This window comes from Morganella morganii, assembly GCF_019242955.1.
In the GTDB taxonomy this organism is placed as follows: Bacteria; Pseudomonadota; Gammaproteobacteria; order Enterobacterales; family Enterobacteriaceae; genus Morganella; species Morganella sibonii.
The window spans coordinates 344,688-364,969 of the sequence record NZ_CP066129.1; the positions used below are offsets into that span (position 1 = coordinate 344,688).

The following is a 20,282-nucleotide window of genomic DNA, read 5'->3' on the forward strand; positions in this document are numbered from 1 at the left end:
TTTTGGATTAAACGAATTTGCCTGGCGGCCGTAGCGCGGTGGTCCCACCTGACCCCATGCCGAACTCAGAAGTGAAACGCCGTAGCGCCGATGGTAGTGTGGGGTCTCCCCATGTGAGAGTAGGGAACCGCCAGGTTATTATTAAGTGAGGATGCAGAGAACTGCGTCAGTCACACAGAGATACGCGGAGCGGTAGTTCAGTTGGTTAGAATACCTGCCTGTCACGCAGGGGGTCGCGGGTTCGAGTCCCGTCCGTTCCGCCAACAAACATTAACCCCGATAGGAAACTATCGGGGTTTTGTTTTTTGTATGAAATAAATTCACCTTGCTGTTTTTCCCTCGACTGCTTCGCTCTTTTTCGTTATTTTTAGATGTCCGGATGTCTAAAATAACAAGGAGAGCCCGCTGCTATGCCAATCCGTATCCCTGATGAACTTCCTGCTGTTACCGATCTGCGTGATGAAAATATCTTTGTGATGACATCATCACGGGCACAATTTCAGGATATACGGCCGCTGAAGGTCCTGTTTTTAAATCTGATGCCCAAAAAGATTGAAACAGAACTGCAATTTCTGCGTTTGCTCTCTAATACACCGCTTCAGGTTGATATTCAGTTACTGCGTATCAGCCATCATGAGTCAAAAAACACACCAAGGGCGCACCTGGACGCCTTCTATTGTGATTTTGATAAGATAAAAGAGCAGAATTTTGATGGTCTGGTGATTACCGGTGCACCACTCGGTCTGGTTGAATTTCAGGACGTGGATTACTGGCCGGAACTGGATGAAATTATCCGCTGGTCGCAGACGCACGTCACATCAACACTGTTTGTCTGCTGGGCGGTGCAGGCAGGACTGAACACGCTTTACAATATCCCCAAACAAACGCTGCCGGAAAAAATCTCCGGCGTGTATACCCACACGACACTGATGCCGCATGCTTTACTGACCCGCGGTTTTGACGGACAGTTTTCCGCTCCGCACTCACGCTACGCGGCATTCCCTGAAGCCATGATCCGTGAAAATACCGATCTTGAGATCCTGGCTGCTTCTGAAGAAGCCGGAGCCTATCTGTTTGCCAGTAAAGATAAGCGTCAGGTCTATGTGACCGGACATGCTGAGTATGACGCGGATACGCTGGCAGGAGAATATCAGCGTGATTCGGATGCCGGATTAGATCCTGCTGTCCCGGTGAATTATTTTCCGGATAACGATCCGTCGAAAACGCCGGTATCCAGCTGGCGCGGACACGGTCATCTGCTTTATGCTAACTGGCTGAATTATTGTGTTTATCAGATAACACCGTTTGATCTGAGCATCATGAACCCGACGGCGGACTGATAAAAAAAGCCACCGCGGACGGTGGCAAAAGGCAGACTTAATGCATGATGTCTTTATGCTGCGGCACCGGCAACAGCCTGTGCTGCCAGTGTGGTAATACGATCATAGTCACCGTCACGGAGTGCATCCTCCGGCACCAGCCATGAACCGCCGACACAGGAAACACTGCTGAGAGCAAGATAATCCCGGTAGTTATTCAGGGAGATCCCGCCGGTCGGGCAGAAACGGATATCCGGGAAAGGACCGGAGATGGCTTTCAGAGCTTTCACACCACCATTTGCTTCTGCCGGGAAGAATTTAAAGTTTGTCAGCCCGTGAGCCATACCAGCCATCAGTTCAGAAACAGTGGCGATCCCGGGGATCAGCGGGACAGAGCCCTGATCGGCTGCCTGTAACAGTGATTCTGTCAGACCCGGACTGATAGCAAACTGTGCACCGGCGTCAGTCACGGCTTTCAGTTGTTCCGGATTAATCACGGTACCGGCACCGACAATCGCCTCCGGTACTTCTTCTGCAATGGCGCGGATTGCCTCAATGGCACACTCAGTGCGCAATGTGACTTCCAGCACACGGATTCCGCCCGCGACCAGTGCACGGGCCAGCGGGACTGCCTGATGCAGTTCACGGATAACAATGACAGGCACAACCGGCCCTGCATTTAAAACGGATTGCGCATCTAATTTCTGATCATTCATCGCCATTCTCACCTTTATAAAAACGAATACAGCAGGCACCTTCTTCCGCACCTGAGAGTTGCGTGCGTAACGCACTGAATAGTTCACGACCGGAGCCGTCCCGCTCTGCACTGAGGTCAGGGATGATACTCTGACGTTCCGTCAGAACGGCCTCATCAACAAGCAGTGTCAGCTCACCGGTCTGTCCGTTCACCCGGATCATATCGCCGTCACGGACTTTGGTCAGCAGCCCGCCGGTGTATGCCTCCGGAGTAACGTGGATAGCGGAAGGCACCTTGCCGGATGCACCGGATAAACGACCGTCGGTGACCAGTGCCACGCGGTAGCCTTTATCCATCAGCACACCCAGCGGCGGCATCAGTTTGTGAAGTTCCGGCATGCCGTTAGCCTGCGGCCCCTGAAAACGCACCACCACAATACAATCTTTGTTCAGTTTTCCGGCCTCAAAGGCGGGCACGATATCATGCTGACTGTTGAACACGATAGCCGGTGCCTCAATAATCTGGTTCTCCGCAGGTACTGCCGACGTCTTCATCACCGCACGCCCGAGATTTCCGGTCAGCACTTTGGTGCCGCCGTGAGAGGAGAACGGTGTACTTCCGGATGCAATCACGCTGTCATCAAGAGAGCTGAGTGCCCCCTCCCGCCATTTCAGTTCACCGTTATCCAGCCACGGCTCCTGTGTATAGCGCGATAAACCGAAACCGGCGACCGTATGCACATCTTCATGCAGCAGTCCCAGGCTGAGCAGTTCACGGATAATCAGCTGTAACCCGCCGGCGGCATGGAACTGGTTGATATCTGCGGGTCCGTTCGGATAGATGCGGCTGAGCAGCGGAATAATATCGGACAGCTCAGAAAAATCATCCCAGTTGATGATGATACCTGCGGCAGCGGCCATGGCGATAAGATGCATGGTGAGGTTAGTCGAACCGCCGGTAGCCAGCAAACCGACAATGCCGTTCACAATGACTTTCTCATCCACCAGTTGCCCGACCGGCAGATAATTGCCGCTGTTTTCGGTAAAGCGGACCACCTGGCGGGCTGCGGCATCTGTCAGGGCAGTACGCAGTGGTGTATCAGGATGGACAAAAGACGCTCCCGGCAAATGCAGACCCATGATTTCCATCACCATCTGGTTGGAATTCGCGGTGCCGTAAAAGGTACAGGTTCCGGCAGCATGATAAGACGCTGCCTCTGCATCCAGCAATGCACGGCGATCAACTTTCCCTTCAGCAAATAACTGACGGACATGTACTTTTTCTTTATTTGGCAGGCCGCTGGTCATTGGTCCCGCCGGAATAAAGATTGATGGCAGGTGTCCGAAAGAGAGTGCAGCCATCATCATCCCGGGAACGATTTTGTCGCAGATCCCGAGGTAGAGCGCACCATCAAACATATTGTGGGAAAGCCCGACCGCGGCTGACATTGCAATAACATCGCGGCTCAGCAGAGATAATTCCATACCATCCTGCCCCTGGGTCACGCCGTCACACATGGCCGGAACGCCTCCGGCAACCTGACCGATAGCCCCCGCGCTGTGCAGCGCCGCTTTAATCTGTTCAGGATAGTATTCATAAGGCTTATGAGCCGACAACATATCATTGTAAGCCGTAATAATCGCAATATCGTTATGCGCCATATTACGCAGCTGCTGTTTCTCATCCGGCTGGCAGGCGGCAAAACCGTGAGCCAGGTTACCGCAGGCGAGCTGAGCGCGATGAACGGTTTTACTGCGTGCGGCGCTGATTTTTTCAAGATACCGGGCGCGGGATACACGGGAACGCGCAGCAATGCGGGCGGTAATGTCTGAAAGTCGCGGATGAACCGGCGGGTACGCAGAATGTGTCATAGTCATAGCTCCGTGCTGATAATCGGCCTGTGGCAGTATCAAAGTCTTATTTTGTTACCGGTAACATTGGCATAGATCAGTCACGGATTGCAACTTTTATGAGCAATTCTCTTTCCTGAATATGATCCACCTCAAATTTAGCTGAAACGAGAAAGCTTTCGGCGGGGATCGAATAATCAGAAAAAGAGGGTTGAGTACCAGTGCGGATCACATCAACATGAAAAACGCTCAGGTTGCGCTTTAATGCACTCAGGGAAAGTTGTGGTAGTATAGACGTTCAGACGGCTATTCAAACAGGCATTGCAGAGCGGAGTCAGATAAATGGATAATAAAATCAGTGTATTAAAAGAAGCGCTTAATCAACGGATTCTGATTCTTGATGGTGCAATGGGAACAATGATCCAGCGCTATGCACTGAATGAAAAGGAATATCGCGGTGAGCGTTTCGCTGACTGGCCGGTCGATCTGAAGGGAAATAACGACCTGTTATCCATTACTCAGCCGGCGATTATCCGTGAAATTCATCATGCCTATCTGGAAGCCGGTGCGGATATTATTGAAACCAACAGCTTTAACTCCACGGTCATTTCCATGGCGGATTATCAGATGGAATCACTGTCTGATGAAATAAATGAAGCCGCCGCAAAACTGGCGCGTGAGTGTGCTGATGAGTGGACACGCAAAACACCGGAAAAACCCCGCTATGTGGCCGGAATTCTGGGGCCGACCAACCGGACAGCATCGATTTCCCCTGATGTGAATGATCCTGCTTACCGCAATGTCTCTTATGATGCACTGGTTGAGGCTTACCGCAGCTCAGTGCGGGCATTGATCCGTGGTGGTGCGGATATCATTATGATCGAAACTATTTTCGATACGCTGAATGCCAAGGCGGCGATTTATGCCGTCGAAACTGAATTTGAGGCGCTGGGCGTTAAATTACCGGTCATGCTCTCCGGCACCATCACGGATGCTTCCGGTCGGACACTGACCGGCCAGACGACCGAAGCCTTTTATAACTCCATGCGCCACATCCGCCCGATCTCTTTCGGGCTGAACTGCGCCCTCGGGCCTGCCGAATTGCGTCAGTATGTGGCGGAGCTGTCCCGTGTGGCAGATTGCTGTGTCAGCACCCATCCGAATGCCGGTCTGCCGAATGCGTTCGGCGGTTATGATCTGGATGCGGCTAATATGGCGGATTATATCCGCGAATGGGCACAATCCGGTCTGCTGAATATTGTCGGCGGCTGCTGCGGTACCACGCCGGATCATATCCGCGCGATAGCTCAGGCCGTGGCGGATATTCCGCCGCGTGTCATTCCTGAACGCCCGGTCGCCTGCCGTCTGGCGGGGCTGGAGCCGCTGACCATCGACGAAAACTCCCTGTTCGTCAACGTGGGGGAGAGAACCAATATCACCGGCTCAGCCCGGTTTAAGCGGCTGATTAAAGAGGGTAATTACCAGGAAGCACTGGATATCGCCCGTAACCAGGTGGAAAACGGCGCACAGATCATTGATATCAATATGGATGAGGGCATGCTGGATTCACAGGCCGCCATGGTGCGCTTCCTGAATATGATCTCCGGCGAGCCGGATATCGCCCGTGTACCCATTATGATCGACTCTTCAAAATGGGAGGTGATCGAGGCCGGGCTGAAATGTATCCAGGGTAAAGGTATTGTGAACTCGATTTCCCTGAAAGAGGGAGAAGAAGCCTTTATCGATCATGCCAAAAAAGTGCTGCGTTACGGTGCTGCCGTGATTGTGATGGCCTTCGATGAAACCGGTCAGGCGGATACCCGGCAGCGCAAGACAGAAATCTGTCAGCGGGCTTACCGCATCCTGACCGAACAGGTGGGTTTCCCGCCGGAAGATATTATTTTTGACCCGAATATTTTTGCGGTGGCAACCGGGATTGCGGAACATAACAACTATGCGGTTGATTTTATTGAAGCCTGTAAGGACATTAAGGCGACACTCCCGCATGCGCTGATCTCCGGCGGGGTATCCAACGTCTCTTTCTCGTTCCGGGGAAATGACCCGGTACGTGAAGCCATTCACGCGGTTTTCCTCTATTACGCCATCCGTAACGGTATGGATATGGGGATTGTGAATGCCGGGCAGCTCGCTATTTATGATGACTTGCCGTCGGTACTGCGTGATGCGGTGGAGGATGTCATTCTGAACCGGCGTGAGGATGCCACAGACCGGCTGCTGGCACTGGCGGAAGAATATCGCGGCAGCAAAGGGGAAAATGATCAGCAGCAGCTCGCGGAATGGCGGGGCTGGGATGTTGAAAAACGTCTGGAATATGCGCTGGTAAAAGGGATCACTGAATTTATTATTGAAGATACCGAAGCGGCACGTTTGCGCGCGGATATCCCGATTGAAGTGATCGAAGGCCCGCTGATGAATGGTATGAATGTGGTCGGTGATTTGTTCAGCGAGGGTAAAATGTTTCTGCCGCAGGTGGTGAAATCCGCACGGGTAATGAAACAGGCAGTGGCGTATCTGGAGCCCTATATTCAGGCTGCGAAAGCCAGCGGTACCAGTGCCGGGAAAGTTCTGCTGGCGACAGTAAAAGGCGATGTGCATGATATCGGCAAGAATATTGTCGGTGTGGTGCTGCAATGTAATAACTATGAAATTATCGACCTCGGGGTGATGGTACCCTGTGAAACTATCCTGCGGACAGCGATTGAGGAAAAAGTGGATATTATCGGGCTGTCCGGGCTTATCACGCCATCGCTGGATGAAATGGTGCATGTGGCCAAAGAGATGGAACGGCAGGGATTTTCTCTGCCGCTGCTGATCGGCGGTGCCACCACATCAAAAGCACATACGGCAGTGAAAATTGAACCGAACTACAGCGGGCCGGTGACGTATGTACAAAATGCATCGCGGACGGTCGGAGTCGTGGCGGCATTACTGTCGGATAAGCAGCGGGATGAATTTGTCGCCCGGACCCGTAAAGAATATGAGGTTGTCCGCGACCAGTTTGCCCGCCGTCAGCCGCGTTCAGCCCCGGTAACACTCGCACAGGCGCGGGCAAACGCCTTCACACCTGATTGGGATAACTACACACCGCCGCGCCCGGCGTTTACCGGGGTGAAAACAGTCAGCGCACCGATTTCGGTATTGCGCCGTTATATTGACTGGACACCTTTCTTTATGACCTGGTCTCTGGCCGGTAAATACCCGCGCATTCTGGAAGATGATGTTGTCGGTGAAGAGGCCCGCCGCCTGTTTAAGGATGCAAATGCGATGCTGGACGAACTGGATAAAACCGGCACGCTGACACCGCGCGGTGTGGCCGGTATCTTCCCGGCTAACCGGATCGGTGATGATATTGCGGTTTACCGTGATGAATCCCGTGAAGAAATCCTGTTATACAGTCATCACCTGCGTCAGCAGACACAGAAGAAAGATAATTTCCCGAATGCCTGTCTGGCGGATTTTGTCGCCCCGCCGGGTATTCCTGATTACCTCGGGGCATTTGCGGTCACCGGCGGGCTTGAGGAGGATACTCTGGCTGCACAGTTTGAGGCGAAACATGATGATTACAATAAAATCATGGTAAAAGCACTTTCTGACCGGCTGGCGGAAGGCTTTGCGGAGTATCTGCATGAACAGGTGCGCAAAACAGTCTGGGGCTACAGTCCGGATGAAGACCTGGATAATGATTTGCTGATCAGGGAAAACTATCAGGGTATCCGCCCGGCGCCGGGTTATCCTGCCTGTCCGGAACATACGGAGAAAAGCAAAATCTGGGAATTGCTGGATGTGGAAAGCCATACCGGTATGCGTCTGACAGAATCGTATGCCATGTGGCCGGGGGCATCGGTCTCCGGCTGGTATTTCAGTCATCCTCAGAGCCGCTATTTTGCGGTGGCTCAGATTCAGAAAGATCAGATTGAGGATTATGCCACCCGTAAAGGCATGCCGGTGAAAGAGCTTGAGCGCTGGCTGGCACCCAATCTGGGGTATGACCCGGAAGACTGAGTATTATCGGGTATCAGTCTCCTGTTCCGGTTTGCGTTAACTGCCGGTATCTGTTCTGCGTATAGTGAATCACGCAGTATCACTGTACGCCATTATCAGAACAGAAGGAGAATCGTATGAATTCGTTATTTATCATTATTAACGGCCTGGCAGGGGAGGCTATATGACATTTCCCGTTTTCAGACCGTTAGTGATATCCGCTACTTTTGTATTATGCAGTGCATTTGCCGGTAACTGCCGGGCGGAGGCTGATTTGCCATGTACAGAAATGATTAAGCGAAATAAAGTTATAATACCGGATGGCGTAACATGCTTCAGCAAAGAACCGTTACCTGCCTGCCCGGCTCTGTGCCGGCCCTCAGCAGTTGAGAAAAGAGACGTTCCGTTTTCTTGTTTTCGGCCGGGAGAATTTTCACCGTTTGACATGTTTGAGGTCATCACAGTTCCGAAGACCTGTGAAAGAATACTTCCTGTGAATATCTCACCGGACACCACACCATAATCTGAAACGAAACAGGATAACCGGCCGGGATCCTGTTACCCTCTCTTCTCAATTATCATCTGATGTGACAGCCCGCTCTTGTCATTGTTTTTTTCATCCCCATTTATAGAGAAGCAATTATCCCGTACTATGGCAGTCAACAGCCGTGACCGGGCATATCCGATTCAGTCATAAAAGGGAGTGATGAGACAATGTACCGTTTCTATATTCAGGATACTTTACCTGCCGGGTGCCTGCCCGCGTATTCGCTGCCGAAAGCAGATCAGCCTCATTATTATGAGTTGGACGAGAGCATCCTCAATGCTGCACTGAATATCATGCAGATCACTGATGTGCTGGATACAGACAACATACCTGATGATGACTGTTTTAACCGTATCTGGCTGAAAAGCGAACTGACTCCCGCCCGGGCATCAGAAGTTTATCACTTCTTATATCAGCAGCAATTGCCGGAACCGGTACCGTCACCGGATGAAATCGCCGCATTTAAACAGGCGAGAGCGGATGAGCTGGCATTACTGAGCCGGCGCAGCCCGAAAGAGGGGTATGTGCCTGTCCACAAATTTGCCACACAGGATGCCTGGCGGATCATGCCGGAAGAATGTCTTATTATTGCCGGTGTTCTGACAGATCACATGCTGGAAGATAATAACCTGGTGGTCAATAACATCGCATCACTGTGTAAGATCAGTCACAAAACACTGGAGTATGCGCTGAGAGGCTGGCGGGAATTTAATTTATTCGCGGCAAAACATGGCGGATATCAGGTTTGCTGATGGTCTGACCATATTTCAGGCAAAGTAACCTGTCAGACAGATGATGTTACTTTGTGTCATCAGCAAATAAAATTAATTCACCGGGAAGTAATAATACATAACGAATGATCGTAATCAGCATAATTAATTCCCGGCACTATTGATTAAAAATATTTATATTGTTTTTGTGGCAGCATTAATTTTATTAATGTTAAAACCCGGGATACACCGTATAATTTTTTATGAGGGGCAGAGGTAATACTGATAAATAATTCATTGTTATTTATGTTTCCTCCCATGATCGTCTTACTCTTCTTTATATGCAGGAGCGCTCAATATTGTTATACAGCGGACAGTATACGGTATGTAAGTACCCGTCCTTGTGTTTCATGTTGATCCCCGTTTCGTGTGATTTGATCGCCTGACGCTGACCGCGTCAGGCGTTTTTTTTATCCGCAATGGAAAGCACTCAGAACAGATCGCGGTGGAGCGCACGGATGATGTTTTCGGCATCATTACCCGGAACCAGCAGACACATGTTGTGTCCGCTTGCACCATAACTGATCATGCGAATGTTAAACGGCTCAAGGGCGCTGAAAATCGTTTTACCCAGCCCGTGTGCACGGGTGAGCTCATTACCGATAACGGCGACCAGTGCCAGATCCTGCTCAACTTCTATGCGGCACAGGGCTGATAACTCCGCGGTCAGTTCATCACTGAGCAATGTACCGTTGGTGTGCGTGGAACCGACGGTATCCAGCGTCAGGGCAATGCTGACTTCTGATGTGGTAATGACATCCACGGAAATATTATGGCGGGAGAGGATAGTAAAAATCTCCGCCAGAAAGCCGCGGGCATGCAGCATTTTCAGGCTGTGCAGTGTCAGCAGAGTCTGATGGCGGCGTAATGTCAGGGCACGGAACAGCGGCGGGTTCGGATCATTGTCACACACCAGGGTGCCGCCCGCACCGCTCTCTTTGCTGGAGCCGACAAATACCGGGATACCGCTGCGCACGGCAGGCAGCAGCGTGGCCGGATGCAGGATTTTCGCCCCGAAGTTCGCCATTTCCGCCGCTTCATCAAAGGTAATATGGTCAATCGGATAAGCGTCCGGCACAATGCGCGGGTCTGTTGTGTAGATCCCCGGCACATCTGTCCAGATATCCACACGCTGGCAACCGAGAGCCTCTGCCAGCAGTGCTGCCGTGTAATCACTGCCGCCGCGTCCGAGTGTGGTGGTACGCCCGGTTGCTTCACGGCCGATAAATCCCTGTGTGATCACCGTGCCCTGTGACAGACGCGGGGCAAGCAGCTGATCACAGCGCGTGTGCAGCACCCCGGTATCCGGCTCTGCCCGGCCGAAACTGTCATCTGTCTGCATGACCTCACGGACATCAAACCATTGCGCCGGTGCGCCCTGTTCCCGCAGCACTTCGGTAAACAGCAGCGTCGACATAATTTCACCATGACTGACTATTTCGTCCACCAGCGCGCTGGATGTTGCCAGGGCGGCTGCATCGGACAATGTGGTGATATTACCCAGCAGGCGGTCAATCTCATTCTGTACTGCTGCGTTTTCCGGCAGGTGAGACAGGATTTCATATTGCGTATCGCGTATCTGTTTCAGACATTTTTCACGCTGCGCGCGCGGGCATCCCTGAGCTAATTCGATTAATGCATTGGTGATCCCGGCTGAGGCGGACAACACCACCAGTGCCACACCGGGGGTCTGCAGAACGACCCCGGCACTTTTCCGCATGGCGTCATAATTTGCCACACTGGTACCACCGAATTTTGCAATGACCTGCTGAGCAGGCGCGGAAGATGCTGACGCCATAATGAATTCCTTATCCCGTAAAGTGAAAAATGTGAGCTGTGTTACACTGATAGAATTATAGGGATTGCCGGAATGAGTCAATATTGATTAACGGATAATCAATATCTTTCATAATGACAGGCAAATTATCGTTTTTTGCAATATTCCGTTTCTGCTCTGGTTTTGTTTCTGTTTTTTGAGCAACATCACGGAATGACAGATGCATAACGTCTTTATCGTCAGGACAGAGTACACTTTGTTGACACGATTCAGTTTTGGTTTTCAATGAAAAGAGAGCTGCAATGAAAAATATTAACCCCACTGATACTGCGGCCTGGAAGGCGCTGGAACAGCATTACAACACAATGAAGACTGTGCATCTCCGTGACTTATTTGCGCAGGATAACGACCGGTTCAGCCGTTTTTCTGCCACATTCGGCGAAGATATGCTGGTGGATTATTCCAAAAACCGTATCACACAGGAAACGCTTGATAAGCTGCTGGCACTGGCTGATGAGTGTGATGTGCGTGGGGCTGTCCGCAGTATGTTTTCCGGTGAGAAAATCAACCGGACAGAAAACCGTGCGGTTCTGCACACGGCGCTGCGTCACCGTGATAACACGCCGGTGATGACTGACGGGCAGGATGTGATGCCTGAGGTTCGTGCGGTGCTGGAAAAAATGCGCGTGTTCAGTGAGCGGATTATCAGCGGGGAGTGGAAAGGTTATACCGGCAAAGCGATTACTGATGTGGTGAATATCGGTATCGGCGGCTCTGACCTCGGCCCTTATATGGTGACAGAAGCACTGCGCCCGTATAAAAATCATCTGGAAATGCATTTTGTCTCCAATGTTGACGGCACACATATTGCCGAAACGCTGAAAGACCTGAACCCGGAAACCACGCTGTTCCTCATCGCATCCAAAACCTTTACCACCCAGGAAACCATGACCAATGCTCACTCCGCACGTGACTGGTTCCTGGCAGCCGCTGAAGACCCGGCACAGGTGGCGAAACACTTTGCGGCGCTGTCCACGAATGCGGATGCGGTAGCTGAGTTTGGTATTGATACCGCAAATATGTTTGAGTTCTGGGACTGGGTCGGCGGACGTTATTCCCTGTGGTCTGCCATTGGCTTGTCTATCGTGCTCTCTGTCGGTTATGACAATTTCAGCGCACTGCTCGATGGCGCATATGCCATGGACAAACACTTTACCGAAACAGAATTCTCACAGAATATCCCGGTGCTGCTGGCGCTGATCGGTCTGTGGTACAACAATTTCTTCGGCGCGGAAACAGAGGCGATTCTGCCTTACGATCAGTATATGCACCGCTTTGCGGCCTATTTCCAGCAGGGCAATATGGAGTCCAACGGGAAATATGTGGATCGTAATGGCAAGGTGGCTTCTCATCAGACCGGGCCGGTTATCTGGGGTGAGCCGGGCACCAACGGACAGCACGCGTTTTATCAGCTGATCCATCAGGGCACCAAACTGATTCCGTGTGATTTTATCGCACCGGCGCAGAGTCATAATCCGCTGGGGGATCATCACAGCAAGCTGCTGTCGAATTTCTTTGCGCAGACAGAAGCGCTGGCCTTCGGCAAAACCCGCGAACAGGTGGATGCGGAATTTGCCGCACAGGGTAAAAATCCGGCAGATATGGATTATGTCGCACCGTTCAAAGTCTTTGAAGGTAACCGCCCGACAAACTCCATCCTGCTGAAATCGATTACCCCGTTCAGCCTCGGGGCACTGATCGCGATGTATGAGCATAAGATTTTTGTGCAGGGCGTGATCATGAATATCTATACCTTTGACCAGTGGGGTGTGGAGCTGGGTAAACAGCTTGCAAACCGCATCCTGCCGGAACTGGCGGATGAAACACCGGTTGATAGTCATGACAGCTCCACCAATGGTCTGATTAACCGGTTTAAAAACTGGCGTCAGCGCTGATTTTTCTTTAACCGCGCGTTTTATAAACAAAGCCGCTCTGCATTGCGCAGAGCGGCTTTATTTTTAGCAAAAAAATGTCAGTAACGCGCTCATTTCCCGCCGGGTTTTGTTAAAGTGTATCAGAATACATATCATGCCCCTGATAACCGGATACATTCATGACACAAACAGTGATAACACCCCCCATCCGCTGGTTTGATAATGCGGAAACGATCCCTGCCGGGGTGCTGGACTGGTTATCAGAATTAGGGTCGATGACGCGGCGCTTTGAACAGCACTGCAATGAAGTGACGGTCAAACCGTCTTGTGAAAAATATATCTCCCGTGAAGCGCTGACTGAAGAAGAGCGGATGCATCTGCCCGGCAGTGCGCGCTACTGGTTACGGGAGGTGGTGTTATATGGTGACGGGGTTCCCTGGCTGACCGGCCGGACAGTGGTGCCGGAGGAGACGCTGACAGGGGAAGAGCAGCAGTTACTGAAAATGGGAAATGTGCCGCTCGGGCGCTATCTCTTTACCAGCGGCTGCCTGACGCGGGACTATATCCGCTTCGGGCTGTCAGGCACTGACTGGGCCCGCTGTTCGCGGTTGTGCCTGGCCGGTAAACCGCTGCTGCTGACTGAAGTTTTTCTGCCGGCCTCTCCGGCATACCCCGCATAAAATGAATATCTCGGAGAAGAATAACGTGGAACGAAGCATGGTACGCAGCAAGTGGCAGGCATACAGCCGTCTGATGCGGACAGACCGCCCGATTGGCTCACTGTTACTGCTCTGGCCGACCTACTGGGCGTTATGGATAGCGGCCAGAGGTGTCCCGGACTGGCACATTCTGATTATCTTTACCATTGGTGTGTTCAGCATGCGCGCCGCCGGATGTGTGATTAATGATTTCGCGGACCGCAAATTTGACGGCTCGGTGGAGCGGACGAAAAACAGGCCGCTGCCGCGTGGTGATGTTACAGAAAAAGAAGCGAAAATTCTGTTTGCCGTACTGGTACTGGTGTCATTCGGGCTGGTGCTGACACTCAATACGATGACCATCTGGCTGTCCGTTGCCGGACTGGCGCTGGCCTGGATCTATCCGTTCGTTAAGCGGGTCAGTCATCTGCCGCAGGTGGTGCTCGGTGCGGCATTCGGCTGGTCGATTCCGATGGCGTTTGCGGCCGTCAGTGAATCACTGCCCGCAGTGTGCTGGTTACTGTTTGCGGTCAATATTATCTGGTCTGTGATTTATGATACGCAGTACGCGATGGTGGATCGCAACGATGACCTGAAAATCGGCGTAAAATCCACGGCTATCCTGTTCGGGCGCTTTGATAAAATTATTATCGGCGTATTGCAGCTGGTGATGATTCTGATGCTGTTATGGACCGGCATGATGGCGAATCTGTCCGGGATCTTTTACTGGTCGCTGCTGCTGGCCGGTGCGCTATTTGTCTATCAGCAGCGCCTGATGGCTGATCGTGAGCGTGACCCGTGTTTCCAGGCCTTTATGAATAATAACTATGTCGGATTTATTCTGTTTCTCGGCATGCTGGTCAGTTATCTGTAAATCCGGATAAGCATGTAATAAAGAAAAATCAGTCAATAATTAAGGAATTGCATCGGTTTGACGATAAAAACCGAAAGAAATAAGGAATATTAAAAGCGGCACCGAACGTGACAGAAATCGTTATAAACGTTCAGGATAGATTTGTGTCACTGAAGGGGTTTGGTGTGTATCCGGACCCCCTGCCGTTTTCCTGTTCTCCCTGCCAGTTCTCCAAACCTGTTGCCCCGATCTGTCCTGCCTGCTCAGACATCTTATCTTTTTTGTTAATCTATTAATCTTAAATAGAAAAGTATTTTCACCGAAAGACTTTTAACATTCTGTACTGTGAGATTTGCAGTAATTTCACTGATGTACATAAGCAGTTTTTCGGGCCGGATTTTTAAGCAAAAAAGGATTTTACGATGGGTAAAAATAACAGCGGCGGTTATGACGGCAGTAGCCTGGGCGGTCATACCACCGACCACGGTAACGGCTGGTCAACTACCTCGGATAACCGTGGTGACATTGGTCACCATACAGATAACGGCAGCAATAAAGGGGAGCATGGCTGGAGCCGTGGTGACGGGGGAAGCAGCAGTGGTTCCTCATCCTCCCGTAATAACGATCAGAAAACACTGAATTACATTGATACTCCGGGAACACCGGTAACGGTGTATGCCGGCGGGGATACGCTGAGCCTGGGGCTGGGAGTCACGCTGTTTGCTCTCAGTCAGTTACAAAAAGAAGCGCTGATGGCACTTCTTGCCAATGTAACGGTTATCAGCGGACGTGTATTCGGTCTTTTGGGGCTGTTTTATCCCAGCCAGATAGCGCCTGACCCTAAGGTTTACATTCACGTTAAAGATTTTGATATTGATAATCCTCACGTCTTAGTCACATTACCGGCGGAGCAGATGACCCGTGTTCCGGTTGAGGATATTCCTGAACATACGAGCATTCCGGCCGGCATAATAGCGCAGGCAGTGATTGATGATCTGGCAAAAACCCGGCCGGTGGTTCTTACCCCGGTAAAATCCACACCGATCCCGGTTGTCAGAGCACAGAAAACCGACAAACCGGATGTGTATACCGCTCAGGTGATTCCGGGTATGAAGCCGTTGCGTATCACCGTTGATAATTCAAAACAGGTAAAACCCGCTGCGGCTCAAACGGGTTCACTGCCTGTATCGAAACACTATCTGTCCGTCCCGGAAGAAAAAGACAATATTTCCCATCATGCGGTGATTGATTTCGGCAGTGACCATGCACCACTTTATATTTCGGTTACGAAACAGGTGACACCTGAAGAGGCCACAAAGCAGGCTGAGAAAGCGAGGGATGCGTGGGTGGCTGATAATCCGGCCGGTGTGAGCCGGTTTCTGGCAGAGATCAACACACTGATCGCTGAGAAGGAGAAGTTGCTGGCAGAAAAGCGGCAGGTACTGAAAAGTAAACAGGCGCTTTTGGATAAATATAACCGGGCCAGTCCTTTTGAGAATAGCGGACAAAAATACAGTGAAAAGAAAGGCCCGCTTAAGGCGGAGATCGATCAGATTACCGCTGAAGTCAGCAGTTTGCAGAAAGAACTTGAAGATGCGACGGGGAATAAGGCGCTGAATGAAAAAACATTGGCTGAGATGAAAGCACTGGAGCAGGCGCTGAATCAGATTCAAATCCCGGAAGAGGCAAGAAAATTCCTGGCGGTGGCAGAGAAAGAGCTGGAAGTTGCCGGAGCCGTGGCAACTGAAAAGGAAAAACAGTTAGCGAATAAACGCCGGGTACTGAAGATTACGCAGGCTGAGTTTCAGGCATTTCTGGATAAATATAAGCGAGCCGGTCCTTTTGCAAGAAGTGGAATGAGATTCAGCGAAAAAGAACGTGAATTCAACGCGGTGAGCAATCAGCTTTCCACCGAAATAGGTCAGCTGGAAAAAGCCTTGTCGGATGCGATGGAAAGTCGTAAAAAGGCGGAAGACAAGAAAAAAGCCGCCGAGGATAAGGTTAAGGCTGAGCAGGATAAAAAACGACAGGGCGTTAAGGATCAGGGGCATAGTTACCACCCGGCTCCAAAAACCGAAGAAATTAAAGGGCTGGGAGAATTGAAGCCAGGTAAAGATAAAACGCCGAAACAAGGTGGTGCGGGTACACGTAAACGATGGTTAGGAGATAAAGGCCGTAAAATTTATGAGTGGGACTATCAGCATGGCGAAATCGAGGGTTATCGGGCCAGTGATGGGCAGCATCTTGGTGCATTTGACCCGAAAACCGGTAATCAGCTGAAACCGGCAGATCCGAAACGTAATATCAAAAAATATTTATAAGGAGATAATCAATCATGGGATTAAAGGTATATGTAAAGTGGTTTGATAAAAAAACAGAAGATTTTATTAATGATGAATATTCGGAAGATCTTGGTGATGACGATACCATTATTCATCAAACGGTTAATCCAAATGAAAATATCATCAATGCAGGTAGTTTTGATGTTATTTCTGCGTGGGTTCCCTGCCTTCAGAAGCATCTGACTAATAAAATTGACCTGAGTAAATACGATTATCAGGTGTCATTTGATTACCGTGATAAGTGGTAACTCATTTCTGTCAGGGATGAAATGAAGGCGAATCCCTGTTGCTTACGGATGAGCGACGGAGATGGCAGACCGATAATATCAGCGTGGTTTCCGCCGGGCTCAGTCTGCGGACCGGCAATAAAAAAGGAGACTGGTTATCCAGTCTCCTTTTTTTTGTACTCAGCACTTACCGCTGTCAGTCAGCCGGATTACTGTCATCGCTTTCCGCCGGTACAGATTCTTCCGGCTCCAGACTGACACTTTCGATAGTCAGACGGACTTCCGGAGACATCAGCTCTGCCAGTACGTTATAGAATTCACCGGCGTTGGCTTCAATTACATCATCATTGTCATTGATATAGCCCTCTTCGCGCAGTGTGCTTACCAGGGTGGCAAATACCGCTTTATCGAAGAATTCCGGTGCGTTGATACCGTGCAGAACGGACAGACGCTGCGCCAGCATCCGGCTCTCTTTTTCCAGTGCGGAACGGCTGATTTCCGGAGTGGCATTCAGCAGCGACAGGGTGATCGCATAACGCTGTAATGTTTCACGGACTCCGGCCGCCAGCAATTGTAACGGACGGATGCGGGCCGGGTTGATCACCAGCATATTATCATCACGGCGGCAGATCAGTTTCTGACCGCACAGCTCATCAATGATGGTATCGAGGATCGCCGGCAGTTCTTCCTGACTGTAACGCATAAACAGCTCGGCTTTCAGCAGCGGGTAGATCATCCCGATATGCGCACGCAGCGTTTCTGTACTGATACGGCGGTGGTGGATCAGGAAACTGGTCACCAGGGATGGCAGTACCAGCATATGCAGAATGTTATTCCGGTAATACGTCATCAGAACCGCATTTTCACGCGGCAGAATGATGATGTCACCGAGGCTGTCTTTCTCGACCTCGAACTTATTCATCTGTAATGCGTGTTCCAGCAGCTCTTCCGCACTTTTCGCCGGGGTGGTGCTGTCCGGTGAGTACGGTACATTGCGCAGGAGGCTGAGATAGCAGTCGAGCTGCTCGATCAGCTGTTCACGGGTCAGAGAGCGCTGCCGGGATGCCAGCAGTGCGGTGGTGCACAGGTTGATAGCATTGGCGGCAGCAGCATTATTGATGCTCACCATAATGTTATCAGCCAGTGATGTCGCGGTCGGCGTCAGCCAGGACGGACGTTGCGGTTCGATTGGATCGATTGCCTCACGCCATTCCGGTACCTGTTTTGTCAGGTATTGTGACAGCGGAATAGGTTGTCCGAAGTTCACATAACCCTGACCGAGGTTGCGCAGTTTGCGCAGGCCGCGCACCATCTGCATAAACCCTTCTTTCTGCTTGGTGGCACCGCGCAGTTCTTTGGCGTAAGTACCCACTTCCATCACATGCTCATAGCCGATATACACCGGCACCAGGGTGATAGGCCGCGAGTCACCGCGCAGCATAGCCTGAAGTGTCATCGACAGTGTGCCGGTTTTCGGTTCCAGCAGACGGCCGGTACGGGAACGGCCACCCTCGACAAAGTATTCAATGGAATAACCGCGTGAGAACAGCTCACTCAGGTACTCACGGAAAACAGTGGAGTACAGCTTGTTGCCTTTGAAACTGCGGCGGATAAAGAATGCGCCGAGGCGGCGGAAAATCGGTCCCGCCGGCCAGAAATTGAGGTTAATCCCGGCCGCAATGTGCGGCGGTACCAGCCCCTGATGATAGAGCACATAGGAGAGCAGCAGGTAGTCCATGTGGCTGCGGTGACAGGGCACATACACTATCTCGTGGCCGTCCTGTGCCAGCTGGCGTACCCGCTCGGCATTATGGACATTCAGCCCCTGATACAGGCGGTTCCAGGTCCAGCTGAGGACACGGTCGGCCACACGCAGGGCATCATAAGTAAAGTTAGCAGCCACTTCGTTCATCATTGAAACGGCATTCTGACGTGCCTTTTCAATGGTGATTTTTTTGGCTTTCGCCTCATCTTCAACTGCTTTTTCAATCGCCTTGGATTTCAGCAGTTTACTGAACAATTCCTGGCGTACCGGCAGTTTCGGACCGATAGCGGCCATGCGCTGGCGGGAGAAGTGAATACGCGCGACACGGGCCAGTTTATTGGCGATAATAGTATCAGTACCGTGTTCAGAGGCCATTGCGCCCATGGACACCGGCTGTGAGAACCGGACAAAACTGTCACGTCCCAGCCAGAGTACGGCGAAAAATTTCTGGATCCCGTTTAACAGACGTAAATGCGGTACACCGTGGTGCCCTTCGCGGCCCGGTGAGCGTCCGAACATCACGGACACCGGCAGCATCTGAATATCCAGTGACGGATTATTACGGTGCAAATCCAGGTAGGCGTGGAAAATATTGACGGAATCTTTACGCGGATTCAGGGCGTAATAACTGAACACCCGCGGGCCGTCATCAATAAAGACATAGCCCGGTAATGTGGTATTACCGATGACATTATCTTCCAGCGGGTCAGGCATTCCCTGTGCGAGACACTGGCGGCGCAGTGTCAGCAGATCCGCCTTAGAGTGATAAGGAAGAACATAGAGTGTCGGACGCTGTGTATCCAGCCCCAGTTCACTGACCGGATCCGTCGGGATCGGCTTGCTTTTTACCAATAGTTTTAATGGTAAATTCAATACGTTATAGTATATTTTACGCCAAAGTGACATAAATGTATGAAGCCTCTTGTTGACAATTCGTCTTCAGCATACCAGAAAGGCGAAGCCAGATCTGTGTTGCGTCAGCAATAAAATCACGGAAAAACGGCGGCAGTCAGTCAGATAATCAGATTATTAACAGTGACGGAAATGAAGAAAAATACCGGATTTACACGATTAATTAAAGCGGCAGGTTATTCAAAAAAGGGACTCACAGCAGCATGGAAAAATGAGGCCGCTATCCGCCAGGAGTTACTGACGCTGATCCCGGCCGTCATTATTGCGTTTGCTTTCCCTTTTACCGCGGTTGAGCGGGTGCTGCTGATCGGTTCGGTGGTGCTGGTGGTGATCATTGAACTCATCAACAGTGCGATTGAGGCGGTGGTTGACCGTATCGGCACGGAATATCACGAACTGTCCGGGCGCGCGAAAGATATGGGCTCCGCGGCGGTACTGATTGCCACATTACTGGGGCTGTTTATCTGGATTATGCTGTTTATCAGCTGGTTCTCCCGTCTCTGACAGACGATTTTTTGTGAAACCTGCGGCGTAACACGTATTTTCCTCATGTTGTGGTTTCCAATCCCGGAATACCTGTATATACTCA

At 51.1% G+C, this 20,282-nt stretch carries 13 protein-coding genes, 1 tRNA gene and 1 rRNA gene; 11 read left to right on the forward strand and 4 right to left on the reverse strand.

The window, feature by feature from the left end; all coding sequences use genetic code 11:
- Nucleotides 1–20: 20 nt before the first annotated feature.
- The 3 genes from rrf to metA all read left to right on the forward strand — a co-directional run bounded on the left by rrf (nucleotide 21) and on the right by metA (nucleotide 1,340).
- Nucleotides 21–136 (forward strand): 5S ribosomal RNA (gene rrf, locus JC793_RS01540).
- 50 nt (nucleotides 137–186) lie between these two features.
- Nucleotides 187–263 (forward strand) — tRNA-Asp (locus tag JC793_RS01545).
- Nucleotides 264–410: 147 nt separating this feature from the next.
- A complete protein-coding gene (gene metA, locus JC793_RS01550; protein WP_046892718.1) occupies nucleotides 411–1,340 on the forward strand; it encodes a homoserine O-acetyltransferase MetA in 930 nt (309 codons plus the stop codon).
- A gap of 53 nt (nucleotides 1,341–1,393) precedes the next feature.
- Here metA and JC793_RS01555 read toward each other — a convergent pair whose 3' ends face one another.
- Complete coding sequence (locus tag JC793_RS01555; protein WP_052927737.1) at nucleotides 1,394–2,035, reverse strand: bifunctional 4-hydroxy-2-oxoglutarate aldolase/2-dehydro-3-deoxy-phosphogluconate aldolase; 642 nt, start codon at nucleotides 2,033–2,035, stop codon at nucleotides 1,394–1,396.
- On the reverse strand, nucleotides 2,028–3,887 hold the full coding sequence (gene edd / locus JC793_RS01560; RefSeq protein WP_166706889.1) for a phosphogluconate dehydratase: 1,860 nt from the start codon (nucleotides 3,885–3,887) through the stop codon (nucleotides 2,028–2,030). Before edd ends, JC793_RS01555 begins: the two co-directional genes overlap by 8 nt.
- A 321-nt stretch (nucleotides 3,888–4,208) precedes the next feature.
- Here edd and metH point away from each other — a divergent pair, with 321 nt between their 5' ends.
- Together metH and JC793_RS01570 are read left to right on the forward strand one after the other, a co-directional pair.
- Nucleotides 4,209–7,889 carry a methionine synthase gene (metH, locus tag JC793_RS01565; RefSeq protein WP_218427266.1) on the forward strand — a complete coding sequence of 1,227 codons (3,681 nt, stop codon included), beginning with the start codon at nucleotides 4,209–4,211 and terminating at the stop codon, nucleotides 7,887–7,889.
- A 693-nt stretch (nucleotides 7,890–8,582) separates the two neighbouring features.
- Nucleotides 8,583–9,167, forward strand: a complete 585-nt coding sequence (locus JC793_RS01570) for a hypothetical protein (RefSeq protein WP_054423567.1) — start codon at nucleotides 8,583–8,585, stop codon at nucleotides 9,165–9,167.
- A 448-nt stretch (nucleotides 9,168–9,615) separates the two neighbouring features.
- On the opposite strand, the gene lysC is transcribed toward JC793_RS01570, so the two are convergent.
- Nucleotides 9,616–10,983, reverse strand: a complete 1,368-nt coding sequence (gene lysC / locus JC793_RS01575; protein WP_218427268.1) for a lysine-sensitive aspartokinase 3 — start codon at nucleotides 10,981–10,983, stop codon at nucleotides 9,616–9,618.
- 281 nt (nucleotides 10,984–11,264) lie between these two features.
- Here lysC and pgi point away from each other — a divergent pair, with 281 nt between their 5' ends.
- The 5 genes from pgi to JC793_RS01600 all read left to right on the forward strand — a co-directional run bounded on the left by pgi (nucleotide 11,265) and on the right by JC793_RS01600 (nucleotide 17,037).
- Entirely contained in the window at nucleotides 11,265–12,917 is a 1,653-nt protein-coding gene (pgi, locus tag JC793_RS01580; protein WP_218427270.1) for a glucose-6-phosphate isomerase, read from the forward strand.
- A 158-nt stretch (nucleotides 12,918–13,075) separates the two neighbouring features.
- A complete protein-coding gene (gene ubiC / locus JC793_RS01585; protein WP_046892727.1) occupies nucleotides 13,076–13,576 on the forward strand; it encodes a chorismate lyase in 501 nt (166 codons plus the stop codon).
- 37 nt (nucleotides 13,577–13,613) lie between these two features.
- Nucleotides 13,614–14,468, forward strand: a complete 855-nt coding sequence (gene ubiA / locus JC793_RS01590) for a 4-hydroxybenzoate octaprenyltransferase (protein WP_218428318.1) — start codon at nucleotides 13,614–13,616, stop codon at nucleotides 14,466–14,468.
- Between the two features lie 401 nt (nucleotides 14,469–14,869).
- Complete coding sequence (locus JC793_RS01595; protein WP_218427271.1) at nucleotides 14,870–16,768, forward strand: colicin E3/pyocin S6 family cytotoxin; 1,899 nt, start codon at nucleotides 14,870–14,872, stop codon at nucleotides 16,766–16,768.
- A gap of 14 nt (nucleotides 16,769–16,782) precedes the next feature.
- Nucleotides 16,783–17,037: a colicin E3-like toxin immunity protein gene (locus tag JC793_RS01600; protein WP_046892728.1), complete on the forward strand. Its 255-nt coding sequence runs from the start codon at nucleotides 16,783–16,785 to the stop codon at nucleotides 17,035–17,037.
- A gap of 175 nt (nucleotides 17,038–17,212) precedes the next feature.
- Here the strand turns inward: JC793_RS01600 and plsB are convergent, their stop codons facing one another.
- On the reverse strand, nucleotides 17,213–19,687 hold the full coding sequence (plsB, locus tag JC793_RS01605; RefSeq protein ID WP_218427273.1) for a glycerol-3-phosphate 1-O-acyltransferase PlsB: 2,475 nt from the start codon (nucleotides 19,685–19,687) through the stop codon (nucleotides 17,213–17,215).
- A gap of 138 nt (nucleotides 19,688–19,825) precedes the next feature.
- On the opposite strand from plsB, the gene JC793_RS01610 reads away from it, so the two are divergent.
- Entirely contained in the window at nucleotides 19,826–20,197 is a 372-nt protein-coding gene (locus tag JC793_RS01610; protein ID WP_218427275.1) for a diacylglycerol kinase, read from the forward strand.
- Nucleotides 20,198–20,282: the final 85 nt, after the last annotated feature.